Source organism: [Clostridium] clostridioforme AGR2157 (assembly GCF_000424325.1).
In the GTDB taxonomy this organism is placed as follows: domain Bacteria; phylum Bacillota; class Clostridia; order Lachnospirales; family Lachnospiraceae; genus Enterocloster; species Enterocloster clostridioformis_A.
On the sequence record NZ_AUJR01000030.1, the window covers coordinates 46,856 to 71,998 of the forward strand.

A 25,143-nucleotide genomic window follows, 5' to 3' on the forward strand; every position below is an offset into this window, starting at 1 on the left:
TTTATGCTCCTAAAATCCTGACAATGGCCTGGAATACTTCTTCCATATCCAATGTGCCATCTACCTCGGCTAAAACGCCTGCCTTTTTATAATACTCTATGAGAGGCTGGGTCTGGTCATGATAGACATCAAGACGCTTCTTAACAGTTTCAGGTTTATCATCATCCCTAAGTACCAGCTGCTGGCCGCATACATCACAGATTCCTTCCTTTTTAGGAGGATTGTATACGATGTGATATGTTGCGCCGCAGGAAAGGCATGCGCGGCGTCCGGACATACGGTTTATGATGTTCTCATCCGGAACATCCACATTGACTGCATAGTCAATGGCCTCACCCATGTCGCCCAGGGCCTTTGTAAGGCTCTCTGCCTGGGGGATGGTCCTTGGGAATCCGTCCAGTACATATCCGTTCCTGCAGTCCGGCTCATGAATGCGGTCGAGCAGCATGCCGATGGTGATTTCATCGGGCACAAGGCCGCCTGCATCCATATAGGACTTCGCTTTCATACCCAGCTCCGTGCCGTTCTTAATGTTGGCCCGGAAAATGTCCCCGGTCGAGATGTGGGGAATCTGATATTTTGCTGCAATCTTTTTTGCCTGAGTGCCCTTGCCGGCACCAGGTGCGCCTAACATGATAATCTTCATAAACCCAGTCCTCCTCATTATAAGCTATAAATACAACAAATCCGCCCCTGTGGAATACCACAAAGGCAGATCGATTGATTCAACTGTGGTTGTTAATCGTTCAAAAATCCCTTATAATAACGCACAAGCATCTGAGATTCTACTGCTTTGATTGTCTCAAGCACAACGCCTACGATAATAATCAGGGATGTTCCGGAAAACGAGATACGGCTCACATTGAGTAAACCGGACGCAAGAATCGGAACAACCGCAATGACTATCAGGCCGCATGCACCAATAAAAACAATATAATTCAATATCTTATTCAAATAATCGCTGGTTGGCTTGCCAGGACGGATGCCTGGGATAAAGCCGCCCTGCTTCTTCATGTTATTAGCCACTTCCAACGGATTAAAGGTAATGGACGTATAGAAGTAAGCGAACATAATCAGCAATGCAATATAAATCACCAGACCGATGGAGTATATAGGATACTCAGGCCTGCACCATGAACCCGAATTGAGCACCATCAGAATCTTACTGCCGATGGAGTTTGGGTCAATCGTAAAGAACTGAGAAATCACCACCGGGAATGACATGATGGAAGAAGCAAAGATTACCGGCATAACACCTGCGGTATTTATCTTCAGTGGGATGTTGGAAGCCTGTCCGCCAACCATCTTACGGCCAACCATCTTCTTGGAATACTGGACCGGAATTCTTCTCTCGGCATCGTTCAGCACGATGACGAAAACTACCATAGCCAGGATAACCAGGGCAATCACTACAACACTGAAAATCATCTTTGTGACCGTCTGTCCGAAGATAAAACGGTAATAAAGGGTTTTCATATCATCCGGCACACTGGACAGGATGTTGAATAACAGCACGATTGAGATACCGTTTCCAACGCCCTTTTCCGTAATCTGCTCGCCGATCCACATGAGCAGGGCGCTGCCCGTTGTCATGGTTACGATGGCGATGATGATGTTCCACGCGTTATAGTCTATAAGAAGTCCCTGACGTCCGAAGCCGATGGCCATGGCACTTGATTCAATCAGTGCCAGGCCCACGGTGGTGTAACGGGTGTATTCCTGAATCTTCTTTCTTCCGTCCTCGCCATCCTTCTGCAGCTCTTCCAGTTTAGGAATCGCAATGGTCAGCAGCTGGATGATAATGGAAGATGTGATGTATGGCGTAATGCTCAGGGCAAAGATGGACATAGATGAAAATGAACCACCTGTCATGGCATTAAAGAAGCCAAACACATCCGTTGTCTGTTTCGCAAACCAATTCGCAAAGAATGATGTCTCAATTCCCGGAATCGGCAGCTGGCTGCCAAAACGGATGACCACCAGCATCATGAAGGTATAGAGAATCTTAGTGCGAAGCTCTTTTACCTTAAATGCATTTCTGATCGTTTTAAACATTAGATCACCTCGCAGGTTCCACCTAAAGCTTCGATTTTAGATTTTGCACCTTCACTGAATGCATTAACCTTAACGGTCAGCTTTTTGGTTAATTCTCCATTTCCAAGAATCTTAACACCATCTCTTGGGTTCTTAACGATGCCAGCCTCGATTAAGGTCTCAACCGTAACCTCAGCATCATTATCGAACCTTTCCAGAGCGCTTACGTTAATACCAACAATGGTCTTAGAATTCATATTAGTGAAACCACGCTTTGGCAGACGTCTGTATAAAGGCATCTGTCCGCCTTCAAAGCCAGGTCTTGTTGCTCCGGAACGAGCCTTCTGACCCTTATGGCCCTTACCAGCGGTCTTACCATTACCTGAACCGTGGCCACGGCCTCTTCTAAAATTATCGCTGTGCTTTGAACCTGCAGCAGGCTGTAAATTTGATAACTCCATGACTGCACCTCCTAACTTTATCTGATTAGATTTCTTCCACTTTTACTAAATGCCGCACTGCTGCGACCATGCCTCTGACAGCGCCATTATCTGGCATCTCAACCGTCTTGTGCATCTTGGTCAGTCCAAGAGCCTTAACCGTTGCTTTCTGCTTTGGAACAGCACCGATAGGGGACTTGACTAATGTGATTTTTAATTTCTCTGCCATGTCTTTCTCCTCCTATTAGCCTACGATTTCTTCCACAGATTTGCCGCGCAGTCTTGCGAATTCTTCCGGAGTCTTTAAGGAAGTAAGGCCTGCAAGAGTTGCAAGGACTACATTTGTCTTGTTATTGGACCCTAAAGATTTTGTACGGATGTTCTTGATTCCTGCCATCTCCAGTACGGAACGCGCCGGACCGCCGGCGATAACACCAGTACCTTCAGGAGCTCTCTTTAACAGAACAGCTGCACTTCCGAATTTACCGATAAAATCATGTGGGATACTCTTATTCTCATCTACAGGAATCTCTACCAGATTCTTAATTGCGGCTTCTTTACCTTTGCGGATAGCCTCCGGAACCTCGCCGGCCTTTCCTAAACCTGCGCCAACGTGGCCATTGCCGTCACCAACTACTACCAGAGCGGAAAATCTCATGGTACGTCCACCTTTAACAGTCTTGGATACTCTCTTGATTGCCACTACTTTGTCATTCAGCTCCATCTGACTGGCATCAATAATTGTACGCTTCATGCTTGTTCTCCTCTCTATTAGAAATCCAGACCAGCCTCGCGGGCTGCATCTGCTAATGCCTGAATTTTGCCCTGATATATAAAGCCGCCTCTATCGAAAACAACTTCCTTGATACCTTTTTCAAGGGCTCTCTTTGCAATGACTGTACCTACATATGCTGCAGCTGCCTTATCGTTGGTCTTCTCCAGTTCAGCCTTTACTTCTTTCTCAACTGTGGAAGCGGCAACCAAGGTGTTACCAACCGTATCGTCGATAATTTGAGCATACATATGATTATTACTTCTAAACACTGCCAGACGCGGTCTCTCTGCTGTGCCAGCAAAACGGTTACGCATTCTGTTGTGTTTCTTTACGCGAATTTCGCTTCTTGACTGTTTGTTAACCATTTTTACACTCTCCTTAATTATTTCTTACCAGTCTTACCAACTTTACGTCTGATAACCTCGTCAGCATACTTGATACCCTTGCCCTTGTACGGCTCAGGTCTTCTCTTGTCTCTGATTTCAGCAGCGTATTGGCCAACTTTTTCTTTACTGATACCTTTAACGATAATCTTGTTCTGACCTTCCATAACGGTCTCAATGCCCTCTGGGTCTTCCATCTCTACCGGATGGGAATAGCCCAGGTTCAGGGTAAGCTTCCTGCCCTGCTTAGCAGCTCTGTAACCAACACCGTTTACTTCAAGAACCTTCTCATACCCTTCCGTAACACCATGAATCATGTTGTTAACCAGGGTTCTGGTCAGACCATGTAAAGATTTCATCTTCTTTAAATCGTTTGGTCTGCTTACGATAATCTGTCCGTCTTTCTGTTCAATGGACATCTCTACTGGGAGCGCTCTCTCCAATGTTCCCTTTGGACCTTTTACAGTCACTTTGTTTCCTTCTGCGATTGTAACAGTAACTCCTGCCGGAACCGCAACTGGCATTCTACCGATACGTGACATGCCTTTACCTCCTACTTAAATTCTCGGAAGGAACTGTGCGTTCCTTCTGTTTTCAGTTTCCTCTATCTCATCATTACCAAACAAATGCCAATACTTCGCCGCCAACGCCTAACTGACGTGCTTCCTTATCTGTAATCACGCCCTGGTTAGTGGAAATGATAGCGGTGCCAAGTCCGCCCAGTACCTTGGGAAGCTCTTCCTTGTTAGCGTATACACGCAGACCCGGTTTGGAGATTCTCTTGATACCGGAAATGATTTTCTCGTTCTTATCTTTGCCATACTTTAAGGTGATTCTGATGGTTGCGAAACCGCCGTCCTCTACCATGTCGTACTTTGCGACATACCCCTCTTTTACCAGGATGTCAGCGATAGCTATTTTCATCTTGGATGAAGGTACGTCTACTGTATCATGTTTTGCAGTATTTGCATTACGGATTCTTGTAAGCATATCTGCAATCGGATCGCTCATTGTCATTTTAAAATGCCTCCTTCTCTATAAATATTCTCCTGCTCCCCAATGCGTTTTATAGGGAGGATACTCCTCTCTGCGTTCAGAGTATCGGCTTTATCACTAAGCTCGTAAAGAACCTCGCCAAGTGATAAATGCCTACCAGCTAGCTTTCTTAACGCCAGGAATCTGACCCTTGTATGCTAACTCGCGGAAACAGATACGGCAGATGCCGTATTTTCTTAAGTATGCATGTGGACGGCCACAGATTCTGCAGCGGTTGTACTCTCTGGTGGAGAATTTAGCCGGACGCTGCTGTTTAATCTTCATTGAAGTCTTAGCCATGAAAGTTTCCTCCTAACTATTTTGCAAACGGCATATTGAATAATGTCAAAAGTTCACGAGCTTCTTCGTCAGTCTTAGCGGTGGTAACGAAGATGATATCCATACCTCTTACCTTGTCAACTTTGTCGTACTCAATCTCAGGGAAGATAAGCTGCTCTTTGATACCGAGCGCATAGTTTCCCCTGCCATCAAATGCGTTAGGGTTAACACCTCTAAAGTCACGTACACGGGGCAGTGCCAGGTTTACCAGACGGTCAAGGAATTCATACATCCTCTCGCCGCGCAGTGTTACCTTGCAGCCGATTGCCATGCCTTCACGGAGCTTAAAGTTAGCAATGGACTTCTTTGCCTTGGTGGTTACAGCCTTCTGTCCGGAGATGATTTCCAAATCCCTTACAGCAGAATCCAGAACCTTGGCATTTTCCTTAGCTTCGCCTACGCCCATGTTGATAACAATCTTATCAAGCTTCGGCACCTGCATAACGTTCTTATATCCAAATTTTTTCATCAGAGCGTCTACCATTTCGTTCTGATACTGTTCTTTTAATCTAGCCAACGTTTTTTCCTCCTCTCCTGAATTAGTCGATTACTTTGCCGGTTGTCTTTGCTACGCGAACCTTCTTGCCGTCTTTTTCTTCAAATCCGACTCTGGTTGCCTTGCCGTCTACTACCAGCATTACATTGGAAATATCAATAGGAGCTTCCTTGTTAACGATGCCGCCCTGTAGGTTTCCGGGAGTCTGCTTTGTGTGCTTGGTAACCATGTTGCAGCCCTGAACCAGAATTTTGTTCTTCTTTGTATCAACAGAGATAACCTTTCCCTGCTTATCTTTATCTTTACCTGCGATTACGACTACTAAGTCGTCCTTCTTAATCTTATTCACAGTAACACCTCCTTATAATACTTCGGGAGCTAAGGAGACAATCTTCATGAACTGTTTGTCTCTTAATTCTCTTGCTACAGGCCCAAAGATACGAGTTCCTCTTGGAGTCTTGTCGTCCTTAATAATTACTGCTGCGTTCTCATCAAATCTGATGTAAGAACCGTCTTTACGGCGTGCGCCCTTAACGGTACGTACCACTACAGCCTTTACAACATCGCCCTTCTTTACAACACCGCCTGGTGTTGCATCTTTAACGGAAGCAACGATAATATCACCGATATTTGCATATCTTCTGGTTGAACCACCTAATACACGGATGCAGAGAAGTTCTTTTGCACCGGTATTGTCGGCAACCTTAAGTCTTGTTTCCTGCTGAACCATACCTGTTACTCCTTCCTCATCTCATTATCTGGCTTTCTCGATAATCTCAACAAGTCTCCATCTCTTATCCTTGGACAGTGGTCTTGTTTCCATTACTTTAACTGTATCACCGATAGTACACTCATTCTTTTCATCATGAGCCTTTAACTTAACAGTCTTCTTAACAATCTTACCGATTACAGGATGTTTAATATGGTCCTCAATAGCAACTACGATTGTCTTATCCATCTTGTTGCTGACCACTTTACCGGTACGGGTCTTTCTCAAATTTCTTTCCACGGTAAATGTCTCCTTTCGCATTATGCGTTAGCCTTCTCAGTGATAACAGTCTGGATTCTGGCAATATTCTTGCGAACTTCCTTAATCCTGGAGGTGTTATCCAGCTGATTGGTTGCATTCTGGAATCTCAAATTGAACAGTTCCTTCTTCGCAGCTACTAACTCTTCATTCAGCTCATTTGCTGACTTATTCTTTAACTCTTCTACAAATTTATTAGTTTTCACTGTTATCACCGCCTTCTAAATCTGCTTTAGAAACAATCTTACACTTGCATGGCAGCTTGTGCATAGCAAGACGCAGAGCTTCTCTAGCTGTTTCCTCTGGTACACCAGCGATTTCGAATAATACGCGGCCTGGCTTTACAACTGCTACCCAGTACTCCAGAGCGCCTTTACCGGAACCCATACGGGTTTCTGCTGGCTTTGCTGTTACAGGTTTATCCGGGAAAATCTTAATCCAGACTTTACCGCCACGCTTGATGTAACGGGTCATGGCCACACGGGCAGCCTCAATCTGGTTTGATTTAATCCAACATGGTTCAGTGGAGACTAAACCGTACTCGCCGTTAGAAATCGTGTTGCCTCTTAATGCCTTACCGGCCATGGAACCACGGAACTGCTTACGACGCTTAACTCTCTTAGGCATTAACATTATTTATCGCTCCCTTCCTTGTTTCCTTTAGTAGGAAGAACTTCGCCCTTGTAGATCCATACCTTAACGCCAATCTTGCCATAGGTTGTATCTGCTTCTGCGAAACCATAGTCAATATCTGCTCTTAATGTCTGAAGCGGGATGGTACCTTCGCTGTAGAATTCGGTACGTGCCATATCAGCTCCACCCAGGCGGCCTGCAACTGCGGTCTTGATGCCCTTAACGCCAGCCTTCATGGTTCTGCCCATGGTGGACTTCATTGCACGGCGGAAGGAAACACGGTTTTCCAGCTGTCCCGCGATGGATTCTGCAACCAGCTGGGCATCCCTGTCAGGACGCTTGATTTCCTTAATGTCGATGAACAGCTTCTTGTCGGTCAGCTTCTGAACTTCCTTCTTCAGCTTCTCGATTTCAGAACCACCCTTACCGATAACCACGCCCGGCTTAGCGGTGTAGATGATAATCTTAACCCTGTCAGATGCACGCTCGATTTCAATCTTGGAAATGCCGGCGCTGAACAGTCTCTTTTTCAGGAACTTTCTCATATTGTAATCTTCAACCAGGCAGTCAGCAAAATCAGCTTCTGCATACCACTTGGAATCCCAGTCTTTAATAACACCGACTCTTAAGCCGTGTGGATTAACTTTCTGTCCCATATTTGCCTCCTATCTCTCATTCAGAACAACAGTGATGTGGCTCATTCTCTTCTCGATTCTGTAAGCACGTCCCTGAGCTCTTGGTCTGACTCTCTTCATGGTCGGGCCCTGGTTAGCGTAGCACTCTTCAACATAAAGCTTTGCCGGGTCCATTCCGTTATTGTTCTCAGCATTTGCTGCTGCTGATTCCAGTAACTTCTTGATTAAGCTGGAAGCGTATCTGGGATTGTAAGTTACAATACCAAGTGCGGTCTGTAAATCTTTGCCTCTGATGGCATCTAATACAAAGCAAGCCTTCTGGACAGACACTCTTGCGTAAGATAATGTTGCGCTTGGTCTTGTGTCCTTCCGGGCATTTCTTTCTCTCTTGACTTGGGATCTATGTCCTTTTGCCATTGGTAAAACCTCCTTTCAACTCTGACGCCCCTTCTTTTCCGGGCATAATGGTATACCCGAAGGGTATTTCAATTTACCGTGGATTACTTTCTCACGCCGGACTTCTTCTCGTCTTTACCGTGACCTCTGTAGGTTCTGGTTGCTACGAATTCGCCCAGCTTATGTCCTACCATATCTTCGGTTACATATACCGGAACGTGTTTCCTGCCGTCATGAACTGCAATTGTGTGACCAACCATCTGTGGGAAGATTGTAGAACGGCGGGACCAGGTCTTGATTACCTGCTTCTGTCCTGCTGCATTCATAGCGTCTACTTTCTTTAACAGATGCGCATCTGCAAATGGTCCTTTTTTCAGTGAACGAGCCATGTGTTCTTAACCTCCTTTAACTATTTGATGGTTCTGCCATCACGTCTTCTTACGATTAACTTGTTAGACTGCTTGTTTTTCTTTCTGGTCTTCAGACCCAGAGCAGGCTTGCCCCATGGTGTGCATGGACCCGGACGGCCGATACCACACTTGCCTTCACCACCACCATGTGGATGGTCGTTGGGGTTCATTACGGAACCGCGGACTGTAGGTCTGATACCCATGTTGCGCTTCCTGCCAGCTTTACCAATGTTAATCAGGGAGTGCTCACCATTGCCTACAACACCGATAGTTGCGCGGCAGATGATTGGAACCATTCTCATTTCACCTGAAGGTAAACGTAAGGTGGCATACTTGCCTTCCTTAGCCATCAGCTGTGCTGAATTACCGGCGGAACGGACTAACTGGCCGCCCTTGCCAGGATATAACTCAATGTTGTGTACCTGAGTACCAACCGGGATGTGATACAGTGGCATGCAGTTTCCAAGCTTTGCCTCTGCTGTATCGCCGCTCATAACCTTCATTCCGTCGGTTAAGCCCTGTGGCGCCAGGATGTATGCCTTCTCGCCGTCTGCATAGCAAATCAGAGCGATGTTGGCAGTTCTGTTGGGGTCATACTCGATACCGATAACGGTTGCCGGGATGCCGTCCTTGCTGTTTCTCTTAAAATCAATGATTCTATATTTTCTTCTGCTGCCGCCGCCTCTGTGACGTACAGTGATTTTACCCTGATTGTTACGACCTGCGTTCTTGTTCAGAGATACTACCAGAGATTTCTCCGGGGTGCTCTTTGTGATTTCCTTGAAATCAGAACCGGTCATATGTCTTCTGGAAGGTGTATAAGCATTATACTTCTTAATTCCCATGACATTTAACTCCTTTTCTTTTTCTTTTCACGGCGTATGACTTTGGTGGGATATCTGGATATCCCGGATGCCGTATAAGTTCTCCGTCCGGGTGTGTCCGGCGGGTGAGAGATTGTCGGGTTAAGGTATACTCAACCGCAACAGGTTCCGCTCAGCCAGGCTCGAAAAGACCTCGCCAAGTGCTTACAGCCCCTGGAAAATCTCAATCTCTTTGCTGTCTTCTGTCAGCTTTACGATTGCCTTCTTGGAAGCAGCTGTCTTGCCGAAGGTCATTCCCCTTCTCTTGGTCTTGCCTTCGCAGTTCATGGTGTTCACGCCGGCAACCTTGGTGCCTGGGAACATTTTCTCAACAGCCTCTTTAATCATAGACTTGTTAGCGTCTACATGTACCATGAAAGTATACTTCTTATCGCCCATGGCATTCATGCTCTTCTCAGTGATGACTGGTTTTAAAATGACGTCATAGTACTTGATATCTGCCATTATGCGTACACCTCCTCGATGGATGCAACAGCAGCCTTGGTAGCCACTACTGTGTTGTACTTCAGAATGTCGTATACGTTGATGGAGCCGACCTGAGAGGTCTTAACGTCTGCAATATTCCTTGCAGATAATACTGTATTCTGATCATTGTCAGCCAGAACCACCAGAGCCTTGGATACCTTCAGGTTATCCATGACATTCCGGAACTTCCTGGTCTTAATCTCGTCAAACTTAAGCTCATCTACTACGATAAACTTGTTGTCCTGAACACGGCTGGTCAGAGCAGACTTAAGAGCAGCTCTCTTTTCCTTCTTGTTCAGTCTGATTGTGTAATCCCTTGGTGTCGGAGCGAATACTACGCCGCCGCCCTTCCACTGAGGAGACCTGGTTGAACCCTGTCTTGCATGACCGGTTCCCTTCTGTCTCCACGGCTTTCTGCCGCCGCCGGAAACCTCAGAACGTGTCTTTGCTTTCTGTGTTCCCTGACGTTTATTTGCAAGCTGTGCAACAACTGCAAGATGTACCAGGTGCTCGTTAACTTCTACACCGAACACGGCATCGTTCAGTTCTAATGTGCCAACTTCTTTACCTTCCATATTATAAACAGATACGTTTGCCATTATTGTGTTCCTCCTTTCCTATAAAAGCTTACCTTTCAACCTTAACGGTTTCTTTGATTGTTACCAGGCTCTTCTTTGGTCCTGGTACTGCGCCCTTAACCAGAATCAGGTTATTGTCAGCATCAACCTTGACAACCTCCAGATTCTGAACAGTAATCTGCCTGCTGCCCATGTGACCCGGCATTCCCTTGCCCTTGAATACGCGGCCTGGTGTTGTAGCGGAACCGTTGGAACCCTGATGGCGATGGAACTTGGAACCATGTGCCATAGGTCCTCTGTGCTGTCCATATCTCTTGATGGCGCCCTGGAAGCCTTTACCCTTGGAAATAGCGGTTGCATCAATCTTATCGCCTGCCGCGAAGATGTCTGCCTTAATCTCATCCTTAACGGAATATTCTTCCGCATTCTCAAACTTGAATTCTCTTACATATCTCTTGTAAGAAACGCCAGCCTTATCAAAATGGCCTTTCTGCGGCTTGCTGACCAGTTTGTCCCTCTTGTCAACAAAACCAACCTGTACTGCTTTGTAACCATCGTTCTCAGCTGTCTTAACCTGTGTTACCACACAAGGTCCTGCCTGAAGTACGGTTACCGGAACTAAAGCACCATTCTCATTGAAGATTTGGGTCATTCCGACTTTTGTTGCTAAAATCGCTTTCTTCATTGTCTTACCTCCTGTTTCATGATCTACAGCGGAATGCTTTCGCATTCATCCTAGAACAGCCTAATATACGTGGAACACTATGAACCGCCTGGCGGTATGTTGATTCCTCAACAGGAAATGCAGTGTTGCTTCTATATTTAAACCCTTCAGGATATAAACATTTTACTTGAAAACAAAATCTCCGGGATGAATTATTTTGTCTTCATCTTGATGTCGATGTACACACCAGCCGGCATTTCCAGTCTGGACAGTGCATCAACTGTTTTCTGGCTTGGAGCTGTGATATCGATGAGTCTCTTGTGAGTCCTCTGCTCGAACTGCTCTCTGGAATCTTTGTACTTATGAACCGCACGCAGAATGGTTACTACCTCTTTCTTGGTTGGTAACGGCACCGGTCCGCTCACCTGTGATCCTGTCTTCTTTACAGTCTCGATGATTTTGCCGGCGGACTGATCTACCAACTGATGATCATAAGCCTTTAAAGTGATTCTCATTACTTGACTTGCCATAAAAAAAGTCGCCTCCTTTTCGCACTTTCAAACCAAGTACGACAAGCGGTGACTGTACACGTTTCCGTGTGTGTCCTAACGGAACTCCACACTGATTCTGCCATCTAACATTGCAGTTTCTTTAATTGGTACAGTGACTTGTCGCCAGTTTCCTAACTTGACATTCGCTCCACGGAAAACCCGCCTCACTTTGTGGGCAGCAACCTCACGCTTCAACGCTATCATGCCACAGCCTTTGTATGATAGCACATATTCCAAATAAATGCAAGTATTTTTTATTTATTTGCATGCTTTCTTATTTTTTCTGTTTTTCTCTCCCTGTATTTGTCCGGGCTTTTGTCCCCAATAATCCAAACCCATATAAAACAAAAAGGAAAGACCTCCCATTTATATAGAAGTCTTTCCTTAAATGATTCATTCCAGTCATGTATACGGCCTGGCTTTTACTCTGTGCAGTACGGCTCAACCGGCTCCTGTGCGTATGAATCAACATCCTTGTCATCGTCCGCCTTTATCAGCTCACCTGAGCTGTTGGTCGTAAACTTGACGCCGTCGCTGTTCTTTACATTGCTGCCCTTCATAACCTTACCGGAAGCGTTGACCACATAATTCCTGCCCTCCACCCGGTAGCATACATACTTCTGGCCGTCCGTTGCCTTTTGAAGTTTTCCCTTATAATATAAGTAGTTATCCTTAACCCCGTTGACGCCCCGTCCATTGTCCAGGAAATAGAAATCGCTCTTATTGCCGTCGTCCTCGGTCACCTTCATCTTTCCCTTTTGGACACAGCTCTTGTTCTTATCACCAAAGTAGAACGCGGTCCAGTCATCCTCGCCGGAACCAGTATAAACTTTCTTAAGTCCATACACCGGATTGCCCAGATGGTTGAACAGATAGGATTTGCCGTTCAGCTTCACGATGTCGCTGGTGGTAAGGCGTTCGGAATCAGCCGCCCTTGGTCTGCCGTTGTTGTTGAAGTAGAACCACTCCACGGCCTCCTCATAACCGCTCAGGTCCTCAGGCGGTTCAATGGAATACCAGCCAATCTTGGCCTTGCCGTCAGAACCAAAGTACATGTAATCCTGGATGGACTCATTGGTTGTGGACTTTACGTTCTTCCAGCCTGTCTGCATAGCGCCGTCCTCGTCAAAGCAGTAATAGGTTCCGTCTATCTTACGGGCCGTATAATCGCCGTCTGAGCTGTCCGGTGCATATTTCTTGCCATTTGAGGAAAAATAGTACCAGTAGCGGCCGTCATCATCTGTCACGCTGTCGATTCCCGGCGTCACCTTGTCTCTGTTGTCGTCATCGTCATCCGGGGGATACAGCTTCTGCCAGCCTGTCCGCATAACGCCGTCAGAACCGGTATAATACATATCGTCCAGAATCCAGCCAATCTCCATACGGCCGTCACCGTTAAAGTGATACCACTTATTATCAATCTTTTTCCAGGCATCTGTGATTACCTTGCCGCTGCTGCCGAAATAATACCACTCATATTCTCCCTGGTCCCCGGTAAGCTTCAGCCACTTGTCAGTGAGCATGATGCCGTTGCTGTCCATATAATAATCAGACTCAACCCATGCATTGGTGGCCATGACGCCCTCGCCGTTGAGATAGCGCCACTGGTTGTCCGCCCCTTTTTTCCATGTATTATATATTTTATTCCCGTTAGAGTCATAGTAGACCCAGTTGCTCCCCGATTGAGCCCAACCCGCTGCTGCCAGGGCAGATATCGTAGCCGTGCCAAAGCACAGCACTGCCGCCAGGGCCCACACTGCCACCATCTTTTTCTTCATATGCTCAACTCCTCTTTACATCTGCATTCATGCATATCAGCCCCGTTTTCACTGAGGCTGATAATCCTATGGTATATTGTATCAAGGCTCCTTCAATTATTCAACCTAATTTATCTTTCAATTCTATTACAATTTAGCTAAACCGTTTCTATTTTTTTGAAAATGTACCGAATGCTTGACGGAGCCGCAACACTTAGACTATACTCATTATTATCATTATCATATATGGAAGAAACGAGGTTAAATAAATATATGTGGCTTGCAGACAAGTGGAAGGATTATGAAGTGATAGACTGTTCAAAGGGAGAAAAACTGGAGCGCTGGGGCGATTACCTGCTGGTGCGCCCGGACCCCCAGGTTATCTGGGACACCCCCAAGAACCATAAGGGCTGGAAAAAGATGAATGGCCACTATCACCGCAGCAGCAAGGGCGGGGGCGAGTGGGAATTCTTCCATCTTCCTAAGCAGTGGTCCATTGGATATAATGGGCTTACATTCAATCTAAAGCCCTTTAGTTTTAAACATACCGGCCTGTTTCCCGAACAGGCTGCCAATTGGGACTGGTTTGGCGCCAGGATACGCGGGGCCGGACGCCCGGTCAAGGTCCTGAACCTGTTTGCATATACCGGCGGAGCCACTCTGGCCGCGGCTAAGGCAGGCGCCAATGTCACCCATGTGGACGCCTCCAAGGGCATGGTGGCCTGGGCCAAGGAAAACGCCCAGTCCTCGGGCATGTCCGAAGCCCCCATACGCTGGATTGTGGATGACTGCGTGAAATTTGTGGAGCGGGAAATCCGCAGGGGTAATCGCTACGATGCGGTCATCATGGACCCGCCCTCCTATGGGCGGGGTCCAAAAGGGGAAATCTGGAAGATAGAAGATGCCATTCATCCTCTGGTCAAGCTGTGCGCGCAGCTCTTATCAGACAAGCCCCTGTTCTTCCTGATTAACTCCTACACCACCGGACTGGCTCCCGCAGTCCTTTCCTACATGATAGGTGTGGAAATCGTCCCACGCTTTGGCGGAACAGTATGCGCCGAGGAGGTGGGACTTCCTGTCACCCAGACAGGCCTGGTGCTGCCCTGCGGGGCATCCGGGCGCTGGGAAGCATAGCGCATGAAAAAGTCCCGCATCAGGATTCACTGATGCGGGGCTTTTTATTCTTAGATAATAACGGAAATCCAGGTCCAGGATTCTATTCCAGCAGCCGTCCCACATCCAGCTTTCCCCACCCCTGCTGGTTGTGCTGAAGGCCCAGGTCCAGGGCACGTTCCCTGATACGCAGCTTCACATCCTTGTTGCTCATATCCGGGTACTTCTCCAGCAGCAGGGCTATGGCGCCCGACACAAGGGGAGTGGACATGCTGGTGCCTGATTTTGAAAAATATTTGCCGGGCTCATTGCAGCAGCTGATGATGCCTGAGCCCGGCGCTACCAAATCCGGCTTGCAGACGCAAGCCAGTGTGGGGCCTCTTCCGGAATAATCCACCATGCGGCTCCCCATGACTTCCACTTCCTTGTGGTCGTCCGAGCAACCCACTGTTATGACCTTGCGGCTGATGCCGGGAGTTGTGATGGTCATCCGGCCCGGACCATGATTTCCGGCTGCCACCACCACCACCAGGCCGTCATCCCAGGCCGCATTCACCCCCCGCACCAGAATTGAGTTCTCTGTCATGTCCCTGCGCGACAGGGAGCCTACGGAGATGTTCACAATGCGGATATTATATCTGTCCCTGTTCTCCCGGATCCACTTAAGTCCGGTCAGTACGTCCGTGGCATAGCCGTTTCCCTTCTGGTCCAGCACCTTCACCGATATCAGACTGCATCCCGGTGCCACCCCTCTGTATTTTCCGTCGGAGGAGATGCCGCTGCCTCCAATCATTGCGGCTATATGGGTGCCATGGCCATTGTCGTCATAGGGCGATGTACGATGGTTTACAAAATCAGCAAAGGCTGTCACTCTATCCTTAAAATCCTCATGGAGGTAAATTCCGGTGTCAAGTACTGCCACACCCACTCCTCTACCCGTTATACCCATGGAATACACTTCTTCACAATTAATGTCTTCTCTCGCCTGATTCACATCACGATTTTCTCCTTTTTTATTAGAATATTCTATAATGAAGGAATCTGTGCCATGGCACCGCGTACCGCGGTCGGGCCAACAGGACTGTCAGGCAGATAAAGCCGCCTGACAGGACCAAAAAATATTTTCTTTAAAATGATTCTCAGCTTCGGAATTACCGGAAGGCTTACCAAACCGTATTGGCGGCCAATACCATATCCCTGTCATTGGTCCCCACCACAATCAGGTTATGGGAATCATGGGCAACGCTGGTGGCCACAGCCCCCTTCTTAAGACCATATCCGCCTACAAAGCCCAGCCCCCTGTGCCCGGTGTGAAGATGGCGTTCAAACACGGCCGCCTTCACGATATCCTTTTGGGGCCTCAACTGTATGACCCGCTCCATGGTTCTCTTTTGCTCCAGCACCAGGTTCTCCAGAGTAATCTCATCCATGCGGAAGGAGTCAAACACCCTTGGGAATCCGGCTTCCAAGCCGCTGATTGTTTTTTCTGCGGAACCGGTATCCTTCTGGATTCCGGACTGCGGTTTCTCTCCTGTTCCAGAGCACAGGCCTTTTTCATTCCCGGCTCCCAGGCATACCCCCTCCCTTGCGGTCAGGACGCCGTCCTTGTAAACAGCCGTCACCCGGAGCTCCCTCAAGTCCTCAAGCACTGCCAAATCCGCCCTCAGCCCAGGCATGACAGCTCCCCTGTCCTTCAGCCCAAAATACTGCGCCGCATTAAAGGTTCCCATCTTAATGGCCCGTATGGGGTCCGCGCCCAAGGCCACTGCCTTCCGGATGATATAATCAATATGCCCCATGGAAATCAGGTCGCCGGGATGCTTGTCATCTGTCACCAGCATACACCTCTCATAATAGGGGGCATCAAACAGGGGCATAAGTGCTTCCAGATTCCTGGCAGCCGTGCCCTCCCGTATCACTGCAAAATTTTTACATTCTATCATTAAAACGCTTGTATTTCCGCTTCATCGTGCTATAATAGTCTCATGGAAGTATAGCTCAGCTGGGATGAGCGTTCGCCTCACACGCGAAAGGTCATGGGTTCGAGCCCCATTACTTCCATCTGTACAAAACCCACGTAATTGCGAGAAACAACGTAATAGCGTGGGTTTTTGGTTGTCAAAAAATATTGCATTATCCTTATATGGGTATGGAAATACGCAAATATATCACACGATATCACACGAAATATCACACGAAAATAGCGGGTCCGTTCACATCCGGTACCCGCCTTTATAATTTCTAGAATCCAAAAAACCATATCAATTCCTCTTGACTTCCCACGCATTGCGTGGTATAATCTATATATAAGATAAAGGACGGGGGAACAGAAAAATGATGAAAAGAGCAGAGAATACAAAAGAAAAGAGAAGCGAATTGCACGGATACAATATCATGGTGGACCGCACTGATGTCCATAAGATTATCGCTTTCAAATTTACTCAAGAAATGACCGGAACTGAGAAACAGGTAGCATACGCAAGAGATATACTTGCTCAGAAGGTTTTCAAGACAGACGAAATGGCTGGAATGATGATGTCCAAGGGTAAGATGGATGCACAGAGTTACACAGCCGGAATGGAAAGCCTTATCAGCCAGTTGAGCCAAATGACAGATGCCAAATACATCATAGAGCATGTTAAATAAGGAGGACGTTATGAACAGAATTAAAGAATACCGCATAAAAGCACGTATGACACAATCTGATTTATCTGCTTATCTGGAAATACCGACCAGGACTATTGAAGACTGGGAAACCGAGAAACGGAATCCAGCTCCTTGGGCGGAAGAATTAATTATTAGGCAGTTAGAAGAACTTATCCATCCCTGCCTGATGAAAAAACTTTTAAATAAGTTTTCAGACTTGGCCTACGAAAAACTGTTGCCAGATAACTACAATGTTTTTTCAGATCCTCGCGTTTTTTCGCATGATGATTATTTCAAATTTATTCACGATGAAATGGGAAAGTTGGGTGTTGAGGACGGCGATTATGAGTACTGTCCGAAAAGCATTGACCCCAATTACCTGGAGAATGTACGAGCCGGGCGGGAAATACATGAAACTATATTATAGGAGGAATATCAATATGAAAACTTTTAAAGGATACATAAATTATGGATGTTTAGCTACTGAGAAACGCCCTTTGTTTACTGCGAGAAATCCTCACCCAACAGCAACAGTCAGCGAGGCGGTAGAGTATACAGTACCGAAAGGATGGGTCTGCGATGAAACGGAAACTGGCATTGCATTGACAGCTCCGTGGGGTTGGACTTATACGCCTAACGAGCTGCTGCAGGGTAAAGAATCCCCCTATCTATGCGTAATCAATAATGGAGGAAAAGAAATCCATATTATGTTAGATTGGAATCGTATTTAAAGGAGAGAAAAATAATGAATAAAAATACCGGACTTAGAAGGGAAGCTTTAAAAATCATCGAGGGTAGAAAAGAAAAAGATATACATGACGCTGATTTGCTCGATAGCGACTGCCGGTATACTACCGTTTCAGTTGATGGAGTAAATTACAGGATTTACATGGTTGGTAATGATGAGTGTTTTGATTTAGATGAGTTTTATCAATACGGCATTACTGATGATAACCATTTATTAAAATTTTATTTTGATTTACCCGAAGGTTTGGACGATTTAGGAAATGTGGATTATGACCACGCATATCGCGTGGTTGATGTCACAAAAGAATGGGAATATACTGATTTAGGAGATTTTTTAGGTGATTTAGAGTAAATTGGAGAAAATATTATGAAAAAAAAATATCGCCAACTCATAATGAGAAAGCGATATTTTTTGATTTGTAGTTAATAACAAATAGGCTAATATTTTAATCCGCACCGCTCAATTTGGGGAACAGTGACAAGCACCGGGCCCATACCCCGATACCTTATGTATTAATCATATATCAGGGTCCCAAATTTGTCAATAAGCTATTTGGCCAGTCCGGGCCACCGCATTGCCTCATCCTTATCCGGTTAAAACTCTCCTATGTACTGTTCGCCCTCCGGTGCCACATACAAAGCGCATTCCAGTGGATGCCCCGCACGCGGCTCAAAATAATAGTCCTTACCGCCAATTACATGCCAGTTGGTCAGTGCATATCCATCCGAATTAAAATAATACTTGTGATGGTTTATAATCTGCCAGCACTCCTTGTAATACTTTGTCTCGCTGTATGCATACCACCAGCCATTACTATCATGGTGCCATCCTATCTCATACTCCGGCTGCTCCACCAGTGACCAGTCAGGACGTCCATAACCATCAATACGGCTGTTATCCAAACTGTACTCCTTACAGCATACCGCTCCGCCGTTGGCAACCACCTCGTTACCAGCACTGGTGTTACCTTCGATGGTTCTAACCTTGGTCATAGTGACCTCATAGACAATACCTGTATGGCAGATGCGCTGGGAGTTTTTAAAAAATATCTGGTCGCCTGGCTGAGGGTTGTCCTTATGGTACTGGCCTCTGTCCTTATAATACTGGGCGGACGTAGGCGTATAGGCCGAAAAACCTCCTCCCAGGAGTTGTCTGGCCGTCACCTGTCCAAATGCTTGAACCATACACCAGTCCACAAACATATCACACCACGGCTGCCCTTGGAGGGATGGATACAGGTCTCTGGCATACTTGGTGTAGTTGCTGCTGCCTGCATTAGCGGTCTTGCTGTCAAGCTGGCTGTTACTGCGTTTCTCCACGTATCCAATCTCCTGGTGAGCAATCGTTAGAACCTTATCTATTGATTTCATGTTTTCCTCCAATCTAAAAAAGGCCCAGGGACATCCCCGGGCCATGTAATCACTCAGTTACCATTCCGTCTGGCTCCGGCGGATTATATACGCGTTCTGCCTGCATCACAAGGCTGGAATAATCCTCCTCGCTGATGCGGTTCATGGCGTAGTAGACATCCAGTTTGGACACGGCCTCATCCTGTGTAGCGTAAAACTGTTTGTTGATCAGGTTGGTCATCAGGGTTACGATTATGGTATTGCTCATGTTATACCTCACTTTCTGCCAGCAGTGCGCTGGTCTCATTGTTGATCATTGCCGCCTGGGTCTCAGTCGGAAGTAGGGCAAGGATAGCTGATATTTGTCTGTCAAAGGACGCCTGCATCTTAGCATGCTCGTTGGCGATATAAGTCTTTGTGTCTGCGATATACTCCACCGCCACGTCCGGCTCCGGCCCCTCCGCAGTCACTGTGATGGTTGTCCGGCCTGTGTAGGCGGTAAGGGCGTTTAGGGCGGCTTGGGTATCGGATGGAAGGGGTTCCCAGGTGGGGACGGCAAGAGGGTAAATTAATCGTACAGGCTCATTCGCTTCATATCTGCTTGCAAGCCATTTTTTAAAATCACCTTCTGTGCTCGCTATACTGGAATCAACCCTAAACCTAATTGTATTACTAAATATGTAACTTCCAATTATGTCAGTATTCACTCGTGCATTCCCTGCAACAAAATAGTTACAAAGGTAATTTGTGGAATAATCCGGAACTTCACTCTTTAGTTTATCATTCGCCATGAATAACCATGTTCCGTTCACTGTTGAACCCCAGTTACCATTTTCTTCTCCCGTTAACACATGATTGATAAGCTTCCGCTCAATCCCCCACACGCCGTCCCTGCACATTATCCGGTCCCGCACGTCCTTTATACCTCGTAACGGCTCCGTGAGGGTGATGGCTGCGGTCTTGGACTGGTAGGGTTCCCAGGGGAGAGCGGTGTCACCGATGTTTAACATTACATCAGTAAATGTTACTGTATTCGGGGTATCTAGCACGGCACTTGAATTGTTAGCAATCAGATTAAATCTCGCCGTAACTATGTCTTCTGGGATTGAAACTTTCTTGCTACCGGAAGAACTTAGGCTAAACCATAGTGATTTATTATCCGGCTGTTTAGTTTCAATTTGGATTGCCACTGGCACATCCTGGTTTCCGTTGCTTATGCTGCCCGATATTGTAACTGTTTTACCAGCAATTAACTGTATAGGTATTATATGGCCGCAAAGAGCATGGGTTTTGTTTCCAGTTACCGTAATTTGCCTTTTATCACTGGATACCGTCGATGATATATTATAATTTATCAATGCCGATGTATCAAACAAATTCGCCCCCGTCACCGTTACCGCCGTGACATCCGTACTCACAATCTCCTGCGGATTATCCGGGCTGGGGTCTGCTCCCTGCTCACTCTTGCCGGCTATCTCCATGCCGGGTATCGGCGCCTCCCGCGCATCGTCCACTGTGACTTGCCCAGTGCCAGATGCCGAGCCGATAAGGGCATTGGCGTATTTAAGGTCCGTCTCACGCTTGTTGTAGCCTACGAAAGCAGCCTTCTGGCTCTCCACGTATGCCTTGTTATCCTCTAACGCCTGTGCCGAAGCGGTAGCGGACTGAGCAGACGCCGTAGCGGAACCGGCGGCAGCAGTCTTGCTGGCTTGGGCATCATTGGCATAGCCCTGGGCAGTGCTTACCTTGCCCTCCATCTGCGCCACAAACTGCTCGTACCAAGACTGGTCTGGCTCCGGGATTCCGCCGCCAATCTCCAGCCCATCATGGATGGTATAGGATGCAGGGAGGGTTTTCCAGGTCACGCGCTCCCCTGCGCTGTTGGTGCCGGTCGCATATATCATCATCTGGATTGTCCCTGGCTCCTGTGTGGCCTGTGCCGGTACCTGCCAGCACATCCTGACGTAATTGTCCGACCAGGACACGTTGCAGGGTACGCTGTCACTGCCCCCATACACCGTCTGGTAGTGGATGTACAGGTGCTGGGCGGTGAGGTCCAGGCCGTCATCGTACCGTGGCAGCTGGAAGCCCACGAACTGGGCATTCTGTTCGCCCCTGACCGATATCTGGTCATTAAAATCCGCGATGCGCTTGTTGGTGACCGGGACATACTCCGGCTCCACGTACAGCGTATATGACGGGTAGTTATTATCCTTGGTCCAGGTCTCGTCACCTTCTGCATAAGCCTGTCTTGCCAGTATCTCATCTACCGTTGCCATGCCTGTCCGCTCCCCCTCTCCTGCTTAATTGTAATCAGATTGGTGGTAATCCTCTGGCCATTCTCACGCTGGCCAACCACTCCGATTTTAAATGTGTCATAGGCCGTGATTTCATCCGGCACAATGCAGGTGCCATCCTTAATCAGCCTGCCAACCTCCTGGGACTGTAGGTAAGGGTAGAATGCCGCCACCCGGATAGTCCCGTCCCAGTCCTGCCCAAACTCAAATGCCGCCTGAAGGTATCCGGATGTACCTGCAATAATGTTGCTAAAATCACAGCCAGGAGCCCTTATCAGCTCCTGGCCGGATACTTTAAACCTTAATGTCCTCATAGCATTACCTTTCTGCTGTTGCGATATCGCAACTGCCGCTTAGCCCTCTATCATCTGTTTAAACGCCTGATGCAGGCCTGTACTTGCAAGACCGCTAAAGGCTCCGGCCAGAATGATATCCGGGCTTACACTTCCCGCAATCCAGATGTTAAGTGCCGCTCCCAAGATGGCCACCATGGTAGGGATGTATTTGTTGTCCAGGTCTTTCACCCACTTTTTTGCTATGTAACCTGTAATCAAGCAAATGCCTACAATGACCGCCACCGCATAATTGCTAAAAAATGATAAATCCATATTCTATTCCTCTCTTTCTTTTTCCAGGTCGCCAATCCTATGGTTGGCAACCTTAATCTGCTCCTGGATAACTGCCTGTGTCTCCTCCAGCTTGTATGTGCGCTCAATCACGGTGTTGTGCTTATCCACCTTCTTTTCTAGCTGCTCAATCCGGTAATTGGTCAGCTTGGCTGATGCCAGAACGCCAATAAAGGCCCCAAATGCACTGCCTGCCAGGCCGATGAGGGCCACTATGATGTCCGTGGGTATCTGCATGTCATATACCTCACCTTTCATTTATTCTTTCAATGTTTCCAGTATCTCTGCCTTCTCGTCCTCTGTCAGGTTCCTGTAACCCTCCAGGATGTCTGCCGGTTCCTCCCCCTGATTCTTCCGAATCTGTAAGGCCCGGATAATGATGTTACGCTGTATGTTGGATAACATTACATTGCACCTCCTATCATATCTGCCATAGCTACTGTTAACTGTGCATTATCTTCCGTCAACTGCTGAATCTCATCCCTATCAGTTGGTAGCCTATCAATCTGTGTTACCCCATCAGACTTATAAAACACGCCGTTTATGTACCTGTCCCCTATCTCACAGGGATATTGCAGGCAATCCACCGCAAAGGCGTTGTCACCATAAACACATCGTGCCACCCGGTTGGTTTCTTCGTACTGCCCAACCACCACATTCTGCACTGTTTCATCGTATATCATTGCGAATACTTCGTGTGCTACCATCTTAATCCTCCTATTTTAATCTGATTAAAATAACTCCTGAGCCGCCAGGGGCGCTATTTCTATAGCCTGCACCGCTGCCGCCACCGCCTCCGCCTGTGTTATCCAAACCTTTACCACCAGATGTTCCGTTACTCCCCCCGGCTCCACCGCCGCCGGCACCGCCAGAATAAGGCCCGAAATGGACTGCACCTACACCTCCGCCACCGCCGCCACCAGAATACAATGTGCCACCAGGTTCGCCAAAAGCTCTTGTAGTACGACCTTGACCTTCTGCACCATCAGAATATCCATTCGTACCAGGGTTTCCATTACCGTTCGAATAGTAATATGTAGCTCCATTTCCACCTCTTGAACCGCCATTAGCGCCGACATATTTAGCAGCAGAATAACCACCATCAGCCGTACATAATATGCTACCGCTTCTTAATACAGAGGTTGTTCCTCCCCGTCCAGATGATGCCCCGCTTCCAACTGAGCAGTTCAACACCTGACCAGCAGTTATACCAATGTTTAAAGATGTTGCTGTATAACCACCGCCACCGCCTCCACCTCCATTCTCGCCATTGCTCAATCCTTGAATACCTCCAGCACCACCACCGCCTACACAGAAAATATCTGCCATGGTATAGCCCTCTGGAATTGTATAGTTTTTGGTATTGGTGATAGTAGCTATGGGACTACCCGCAGTTCTGACAATTGCATTAATTACCTCACCTGTCAATTCGCCTGCGCTACATGTAACATACGGATATGTGCTAAAATAGTAAGTTTCGTTGAGATTTGGCATGTCAAGATATTGCTGTGACCAGGCGCCAGAAGCAGTATTATTTCCTGCTCCTTTATATATTTGCATGCCTCCAGCCTTCCCCGGATATGCACTGGTGCTGTAGCGGATGTATACCCCACTGTAGGGTTTCCCTGGAGCCGCCGCCGGATTCTGCCACTTTGCTAGTACCCTGCGACCAGAATAGGCGGCTACGTTAAAAGACAGTAAACTGTTCACTTTCATTCGTCCCGTTCCAGGCTCGTCATTACTGTCCGATGTGACCGCAGTCTCCCCTGCAAGTACATGGTCCAGCGTGGCTGTGCACTCATCGCTTCCGGTTCCGCCTCCGCTCCCACCTGTTATCAGTATTTCTCCCATCTTCCTCACACTCCTTTTAAACCCACAATTATATCAATCGTGGGCTTCTTGTTATAGCATTTAAATGTTGCCTTCCCATTTGCCGTGTCCCCGTCATCAATCATCCCAAACGCCTTGTTATATGCCTTGACCTGCTCCGGAGTCGCCCCGCCTGCAATCACCTTTACCAGCAGTGGATTGTCCGCGGCCGTCAGCCCTTTCACCGTCACGGTCTGGGTATATGGGGCCACGTCGCTCCATCCGGATGCCGGGAGAGTGACGGGGACAACATGGTTCAGGGCATTCACTGCCTTATTCGTAGCGTTAATGTCATTCTGTCCAAACTTATCCCCCTTCTGGGTATATGTAGTGACATCTGTTATCGTACAGGTACCATCCCCATTGGTGGCAATCCTCCAAATCCTGGAACCCTCAAAGATGTCGTCCTTATAATCTGTTTTTAAGCTCATTCAAATGCACCTCCGTTAAGTGTGAAGGCCAGGCGCCTGATTCCTTCGGCCCTACCCATAATATTACTGTAAATTTTAAGGCAGGCAGATTCAATCCTGTTTAGCTCATCCCATTGGATAAATGGGGTATTATCGTAATATGTTTTACGTTCCCCTACCTCAAATGGAAACGTACCAGCACAAATATGGTCTATGTTAGCTTCAAACTTATTTATTTCATCTGCATAATTTCTAAGGAAAGAACCGGAGGTGGGTTGAATAAGAGGGCAATCTTTTCTGCCCCCTTATTCAGCACACTTTCGGTTTTTCCGAATTGAACAAAGTCGCGTCCGGTATGGGGATTCAATGCTCCGGCTTTCACCTGTCTGACAGCTCTGCTGGATGCTTTTCGACAGGAACTCAAGAAGATATCACTGGTTTAAGGCATACTTCCCCCTTACCCCCAAATCTTATGTCCCATATCCGGTTGCTTTGGGATCAGGCGCTGCTTCTTTTTGGGGTCCATTCAGTACATACTTCATAGGACATGGCCCCGCCGCAGCATGGACATACAGTGACATCC

40 protein-coding genes, 1 tRNA gene and 1 pseudogene are annotated in these 25,143 nt (G+C 47.3%); 6 read left to right on the forward strand and 36 right to left on the reverse strand.

From position 1 onward, the window contains the following. Position 1: 1 nt before the first annotated feature. The 24 genes from G614_RS0113545 to G614_RS0113665 form a co-directional block, all read right to left on the reverse strand. Positions 2-646: an adenylate kinase gene (locus G614_RS0113545; RefSeq protein ID WP_027642385.1), complete on the reverse strand. Its 645-nt coding sequence runs from the start codon at positions 644-646 to the stop codon at positions 2-4. 92 nt (positions 647-738) lie between these two features. Beyond that, on the reverse strand, positions 739-2,055 hold the full coding sequence (gene secY / locus G614_RS0113550; RefSeq protein WP_027642386.1) for a preprotein translocase subunit SecY: 1,317 nt from the start codon (positions 2,053-2,055) through the stop codon (positions 739-741). After that, a complete protein-coding gene (rplO, locus tag G614_RS0113555) occupies positions 2,055-2,495 on the reverse strand; it encodes a 50S ribosomal protein L15 (protein WP_027642387.1) in 441 nt (146 codons plus the stop codon). The genes secY and rplO overlap by 1 nt, the downstream gene beginning before the upstream one ends. A gap of 25 nt (positions 2,496-2,520) precedes the next feature. Beyond that, positions 2,521-2,703, reverse strand: coding sequence for a 50S ribosomal protein L30 (gene rpmD, locus G614_RS0113560; protein WP_027642388.1), 183 nt, complete (start codon positions 2,701-2,703; stop codon positions 2,521-2,523). Between the two features lie 15 nt (positions 2,704-2,718). After that, the gene (gene rpsE, locus G614_RS0113565; RefSeq protein ID WP_002566497.1) at positions 2,719-3,228 is read right to left on the reverse strand and encodes a 30S ribosomal protein S5; all 510 of its coding nucleotides are present in this window, start codon (positions 3,226-3,228) and stop codon (positions 2,719-2,721) included. Between the two features lie 17 nt (positions 3,229-3,245). Next, positions 3,246-3,614 (reverse strand): 50S ribosomal protein L18, encoded by a 369-nt coding sequence (rplR, locus tag G614_RS0113570; RefSeq protein WP_027642389.1) that lies wholly within the window; start codon positions 3,612-3,614, stop codon positions 3,246-3,248. A gap of 17 nt (positions 3,615-3,631) precedes the next feature. Further along, a complete protein-coding gene (rplF, locus tag G614_RS0113575; protein ID WP_027642390.1) occupies positions 3,632-4,174 on the reverse strand; it encodes a 50S ribosomal protein L6 in 543 nt (180 codons plus the stop codon). A gap of 73 nt (positions 4,175-4,247) precedes the next feature. Further along, the gene (rpsH, locus tag G614_RS0113580) at positions 4,248-4,649 is read right to left on the reverse strand and encodes a 30S ribosomal protein S8 (protein WP_027642391.1); all 402 of its coding nucleotides are present in this window, start codon (positions 4,647-4,649) and stop codon (positions 4,248-4,250) included. Between the two features lie 132 nt (positions 4,650-4,781). Next, positions 4,782-4,967, reverse strand: a complete 186-nt coding sequence (locus G614_RS0113585; RefSeq protein ID WP_002566501.1) for a type Z 30S ribosomal protein S14 — start codon at positions 4,965-4,967, stop codon at positions 4,782-4,784. Between the two features lie 16 nt (positions 4,968-4,983). Continuing rightward, positions 4,984-5,523: a 50S ribosomal protein L5 gene (gene rplE / locus G614_RS0113590; RefSeq protein WP_027642392.1), complete on the reverse strand. Its 540-nt coding sequence runs from the start codon at positions 5,521-5,523 to the stop codon at positions 4,984-4,986. Positions 5,524-5,545: 22 nt separating this feature from the next. Then, positions 5,546-5,851: a 50S ribosomal protein L24 gene (rplX, locus tag G614_RS0113595; protein ID WP_027642393.1), complete on the reverse strand. Its 306-nt coding sequence runs from the start codon at positions 5,849-5,851 to the stop codon at positions 5,546-5,548. A gap of 12 nt (positions 5,852-5,863) precedes the next feature. Next, entirely contained in the window at positions 5,864-6,232 is a 369-nt protein-coding gene (gene rplN / locus G614_RS0113600) for a 50S ribosomal protein L14 (RefSeq protein ID WP_002566504.1), read from the reverse strand. Positions 6,233-6,256: 24 nt separating this feature from the next. Further along, positions 6,257-6,511, reverse strand: a complete 255-nt coding sequence (gene rpsQ, locus G614_RS0113605) for a 30S ribosomal protein S17 (RefSeq protein ID WP_027642394.1) — start codon at positions 6,509-6,511, stop codon at positions 6,257-6,259. Between the two features lie 20 nt (positions 6,512-6,531). After that, the gene (rpmC, locus tag G614_RS0113610) at positions 6,532-6,735 is read right to left on the reverse strand and encodes a 50S ribosomal protein L29 (protein WP_002566506.1); all 204 of its coding nucleotides are present in this window, start codon (positions 6,733-6,735) and stop codon (positions 6,532-6,534) included. Beyond that, positions 6,725-7,162 (reverse strand): 50S ribosomal protein L16, encoded by a 438-nt coding sequence (gene rplP / locus G614_RS0113615; protein WP_002566507.1) that lies wholly within the window; start codon positions 7,160-7,162, stop codon positions 6,725-6,727. Before rplP ends, rpmC begins: the two co-directional genes overlap by 11 nt. Beyond that, positions 7,162-7,818 (reverse strand): 30S ribosomal protein S3, encoded by a 657-nt coding sequence (rpsC, locus tag G614_RS0113620; protein WP_027642395.1) that lies wholly within the window; start codon positions 7,816-7,818, stop codon positions 7,162-7,164. Before rpsC ends, rplP begins: the two co-directional genes overlap by 1 nt. 9 nt (positions 7,819-7,827) lie before the next feature. Further along, on the reverse strand, positions 7,828-8,214 hold the full coding sequence (gene rplV / locus G614_RS0113625; protein WP_027642396.1) for a 50S ribosomal protein L22: 387 nt from the start codon (positions 8,212-8,214) through the stop codon (positions 7,828-7,830). An 83-nt stretch (positions 8,215-8,297) separates the two neighbouring features. Next, complete coding sequence (rpsS, locus tag G614_RS0113630) at positions 8,298-8,582, reverse strand: 30S ribosomal protein S19 (RefSeq protein ID WP_002566510.1); 285 nt, start codon at positions 8,580-8,582, stop codon at positions 8,298-8,300. A gap of 20 nt (positions 8,583-8,602) precedes the next feature. Next, complete coding sequence (gene rplB / locus G614_RS0113635; protein ID WP_027642397.1) at positions 8,603-9,448, reverse strand: 50S ribosomal protein L2; 846 nt, start codon at positions 9,446-9,448, stop codon at positions 8,603-8,605. 183 nt (positions 9,449-9,631) lie between these two features. Further along, complete coding sequence (rplW, locus tag G614_RS0113640) at positions 9,632-9,931, reverse strand: 50S ribosomal protein L23 (RefSeq protein WP_027642398.1); 300 nt, start codon at positions 9,929-9,931, stop codon at positions 9,632-9,634. After that, the gene (rplD, locus tag G614_RS0113645; protein WP_027642399.1) at positions 9,931-10,551 is read right to left on the reverse strand and encodes a 50S ribosomal protein L4; all 621 of its coding nucleotides are present in this window, start codon (positions 10,549-10,551) and stop codon (positions 9,931-9,933) included. Before rplD ends, rplW begins: the two co-directional genes overlap by 1 nt. A 28-nt stretch (positions 10,552-10,579) precedes the next feature. Next, a complete protein-coding gene (gene rplC, locus G614_RS0113650; RefSeq protein ID WP_027642400.1) occupies positions 10,580-11,215 on the reverse strand; it encodes a 50S ribosomal protein L3 in 636 nt (211 codons plus the stop codon). Between the two features lie 191 nt (positions 11,216-11,406). After that, positions 11,407-11,724 (reverse strand): 30S ribosomal protein S10, encoded by a 318-nt coding sequence (rpsJ, locus tag G614_RS0113655; protein ID WP_002566515.1) that lies wholly within the window; start codon positions 11,722-11,724, stop codon positions 11,407-11,409. 443 nt (positions 11,725-12,167) lie between these two features. Beyond that, positions 12,168-13,523, reverse strand: coding sequence for a cell wall-binding protein (locus G614_RS0113665; protein ID WP_027642401.1), 1,356 nt, complete (start codon positions 13,521-13,523; stop codon positions 12,168-12,170). A gap of 252 nt (positions 13,524-13,775) precedes the next feature. Here G614_RS0113665 and G614_RS0113670 point away from each other — a divergent pair, with 252 nt between their 5' ends. Continuing rightward, entirely contained in the window at positions 13,776-14,636 is an 861-nt protein-coding gene (locus G614_RS0113670; protein WP_027642402.1) for a class I SAM-dependent methyltransferase, read from the forward strand. A gap of 82 nt (positions 14,637-14,718) precedes the next feature. Here G614_RS0113670 and G614_RS0113675 read toward each other — a convergent pair whose 3' ends face one another. Both G614_RS0113675 and G614_RS27465 read right to left on the reverse strand, forming a co-directional pair. Further along, entirely contained in the window at positions 14,719-15,609 is an 891-nt protein-coding gene (locus G614_RS0113675) for a S8 family peptidase (protein ID WP_027642403.1), read from the reverse strand. Positions 15,610-15,784: 175 nt separating this feature from the next. Then, a pseudogene (locus G614_RS27465) lies at positions 15,785-16,534 on the reverse strand (adenine deaminase C-terminal domain-containing protein); the annotation flags it as partial. A 68-nt stretch (positions 16,535-16,602) separates the two neighbouring features. Here G614_RS27465 and G614_RS0113685 point away from each other — a divergent pair. From G614_RS0113685 to G614_RS0113705, 5 genes are all read left to right on the forward strand, one after another. Continuing rightward, positions 16,603-16,676 (forward strand) — tRNA-Val (locus G614_RS0113685). 273 nt (positions 16,677-16,949) lie between these two features. After that, positions 16,950-17,261 carry a hypothetical protein gene (locus G614_RS0113690; protein ID WP_027642404.1) on the forward strand — a complete coding sequence of 104 codons (312 nt, stop codon included), beginning with the start codon at positions 16,950-16,952 and terminating at the stop codon, positions 17,259-17,261. A 10-nt stretch (positions 17,262-17,271) separates the two neighbouring features. Further along, the gene (locus G614_RS27470) at positions 17,272-17,688 is read left to right on the forward strand and encodes a helix-turn-helix domain-containing protein (protein ID WP_044917767.1); all 417 of its coding nucleotides are present in this window, start codon (positions 17,272-17,274) and stop codon (positions 17,686-17,688) included. A gap of 13 nt (positions 17,689-17,701) precedes the next feature. Continuing rightward, complete coding sequence (locus G614_RS27475; RefSeq protein WP_049948060.1) at positions 17,702-17,992, forward strand: hypothetical protein; 291 nt, start codon at positions 17,702-17,704, stop codon at positions 17,990-17,992. Positions 17,993-18,006: 14 nt separating this feature from the next. Next, positions 18,007-18,360, forward strand: a complete 354-nt coding sequence (locus G614_RS0113705; protein WP_027642405.1) for a hypothetical protein — start codon at positions 18,007-18,009, stop codon at positions 18,358-18,360. A gap of 242 nt (positions 18,361-18,602) precedes the next feature. Here G614_RS0113705 and G614_RS0113710 read toward each other — a convergent pair whose 3' ends face one another. From G614_RS0113710 to G614_RS0113760, 10 genes are read right to left on the reverse strand one after another with little or no spacing between them, the layout of a single operon-like run. Beyond that, a complete protein-coding gene (locus tag G614_RS0113710; protein WP_027642406.1) occupies positions 18,603-19,379 on the reverse strand; it encodes a CHAP domain-containing protein in 777 nt (258 codons plus the stop codon). A 49-nt stretch (positions 19,380-19,428) separates the two neighbouring features. After that, a complete protein-coding gene (locus tag G614_RS27480) occupies positions 19,429-19,626 on the reverse strand; it encodes a hypothetical protein (RefSeq protein ID WP_044917769.1) in 198 nt (65 codons plus the stop codon). 1 nt (position 19,627) lies between these two features. After that, a complete protein-coding gene (locus tag G614_RS27485; RefSeq protein ID WP_242828089.1) occupies positions 19,628-21,637 on the reverse strand; it encodes a hypothetical protein in 2,010 nt (669 codons plus the stop codon). Further along, entirely contained in the window at positions 21,625-21,969 is a 345-nt protein-coding gene (locus tag G614_RS0113725; RefSeq protein ID WP_027642407.1) for a hypothetical protein, read from the reverse strand. Before G614_RS0113725 ends, G614_RS27485 begins: the two co-directional genes overlap by 13 nt. A gap of 39 nt (positions 21,970-22,008) precedes the next feature. Beyond that, complete coding sequence (locus G614_RS0113730) at positions 22,009-22,263, reverse strand: phage holin family protein (protein ID WP_021893251.1); 255 nt, start codon at positions 22,261-22,263, stop codon at positions 22,009-22,011. A gap of 3 nt (positions 22,264-22,266) precedes the next feature. Next, positions 22,267-22,518, reverse strand: coding sequence for a hypothetical protein (locus tag G614_RS0113735; protein ID WP_021893250.1), 252 nt, complete (start codon positions 22,516-22,518; stop codon positions 22,267-22,269). A gap of 21 nt (positions 22,519-22,539) precedes the next feature. Continuing rightward, positions 22,540-22,686, reverse strand: coding sequence for a hypothetical protein (locus G614_RS31945; RefSeq protein WP_166430219.1), 147 nt, complete (start codon positions 22,684-22,686; stop codon positions 22,540-22,542). Continuing rightward, positions 22,686-22,988 carry a hypothetical protein gene (locus tag G614_RS0113745; RefSeq protein ID WP_027642408.1) on the reverse strand — a complete coding sequence of 101 codons (303 nt, stop codon included), beginning with the start codon at positions 22,986-22,988 and terminating at the stop codon, positions 22,686-22,688. Before G614_RS0113745 ends, G614_RS31945 begins: the two co-directional genes overlap by 1 nt. A gap of 10 nt (positions 22,989-22,998) precedes the next feature. Then, positions 22,999-24,132, reverse strand: a complete 1,134-nt coding sequence (locus tag G614_RS30040; RefSeq protein ID WP_080664511.1) for a hypothetical protein — start codon at positions 24,130-24,132, stop codon at positions 22,999-23,001. 5 nt (positions 24,133-24,137) lie between these two features. Next, positions 24,138-24,581, reverse strand: coding sequence for a hypothetical protein (locus G614_RS0113760; RefSeq protein WP_027642410.1), 444 nt, complete (start codon positions 24,579-24,581; stop codon positions 24,138-24,140). Between the last annotated feature and the right edge of the window lie 562 nt (positions 24,582-25,143).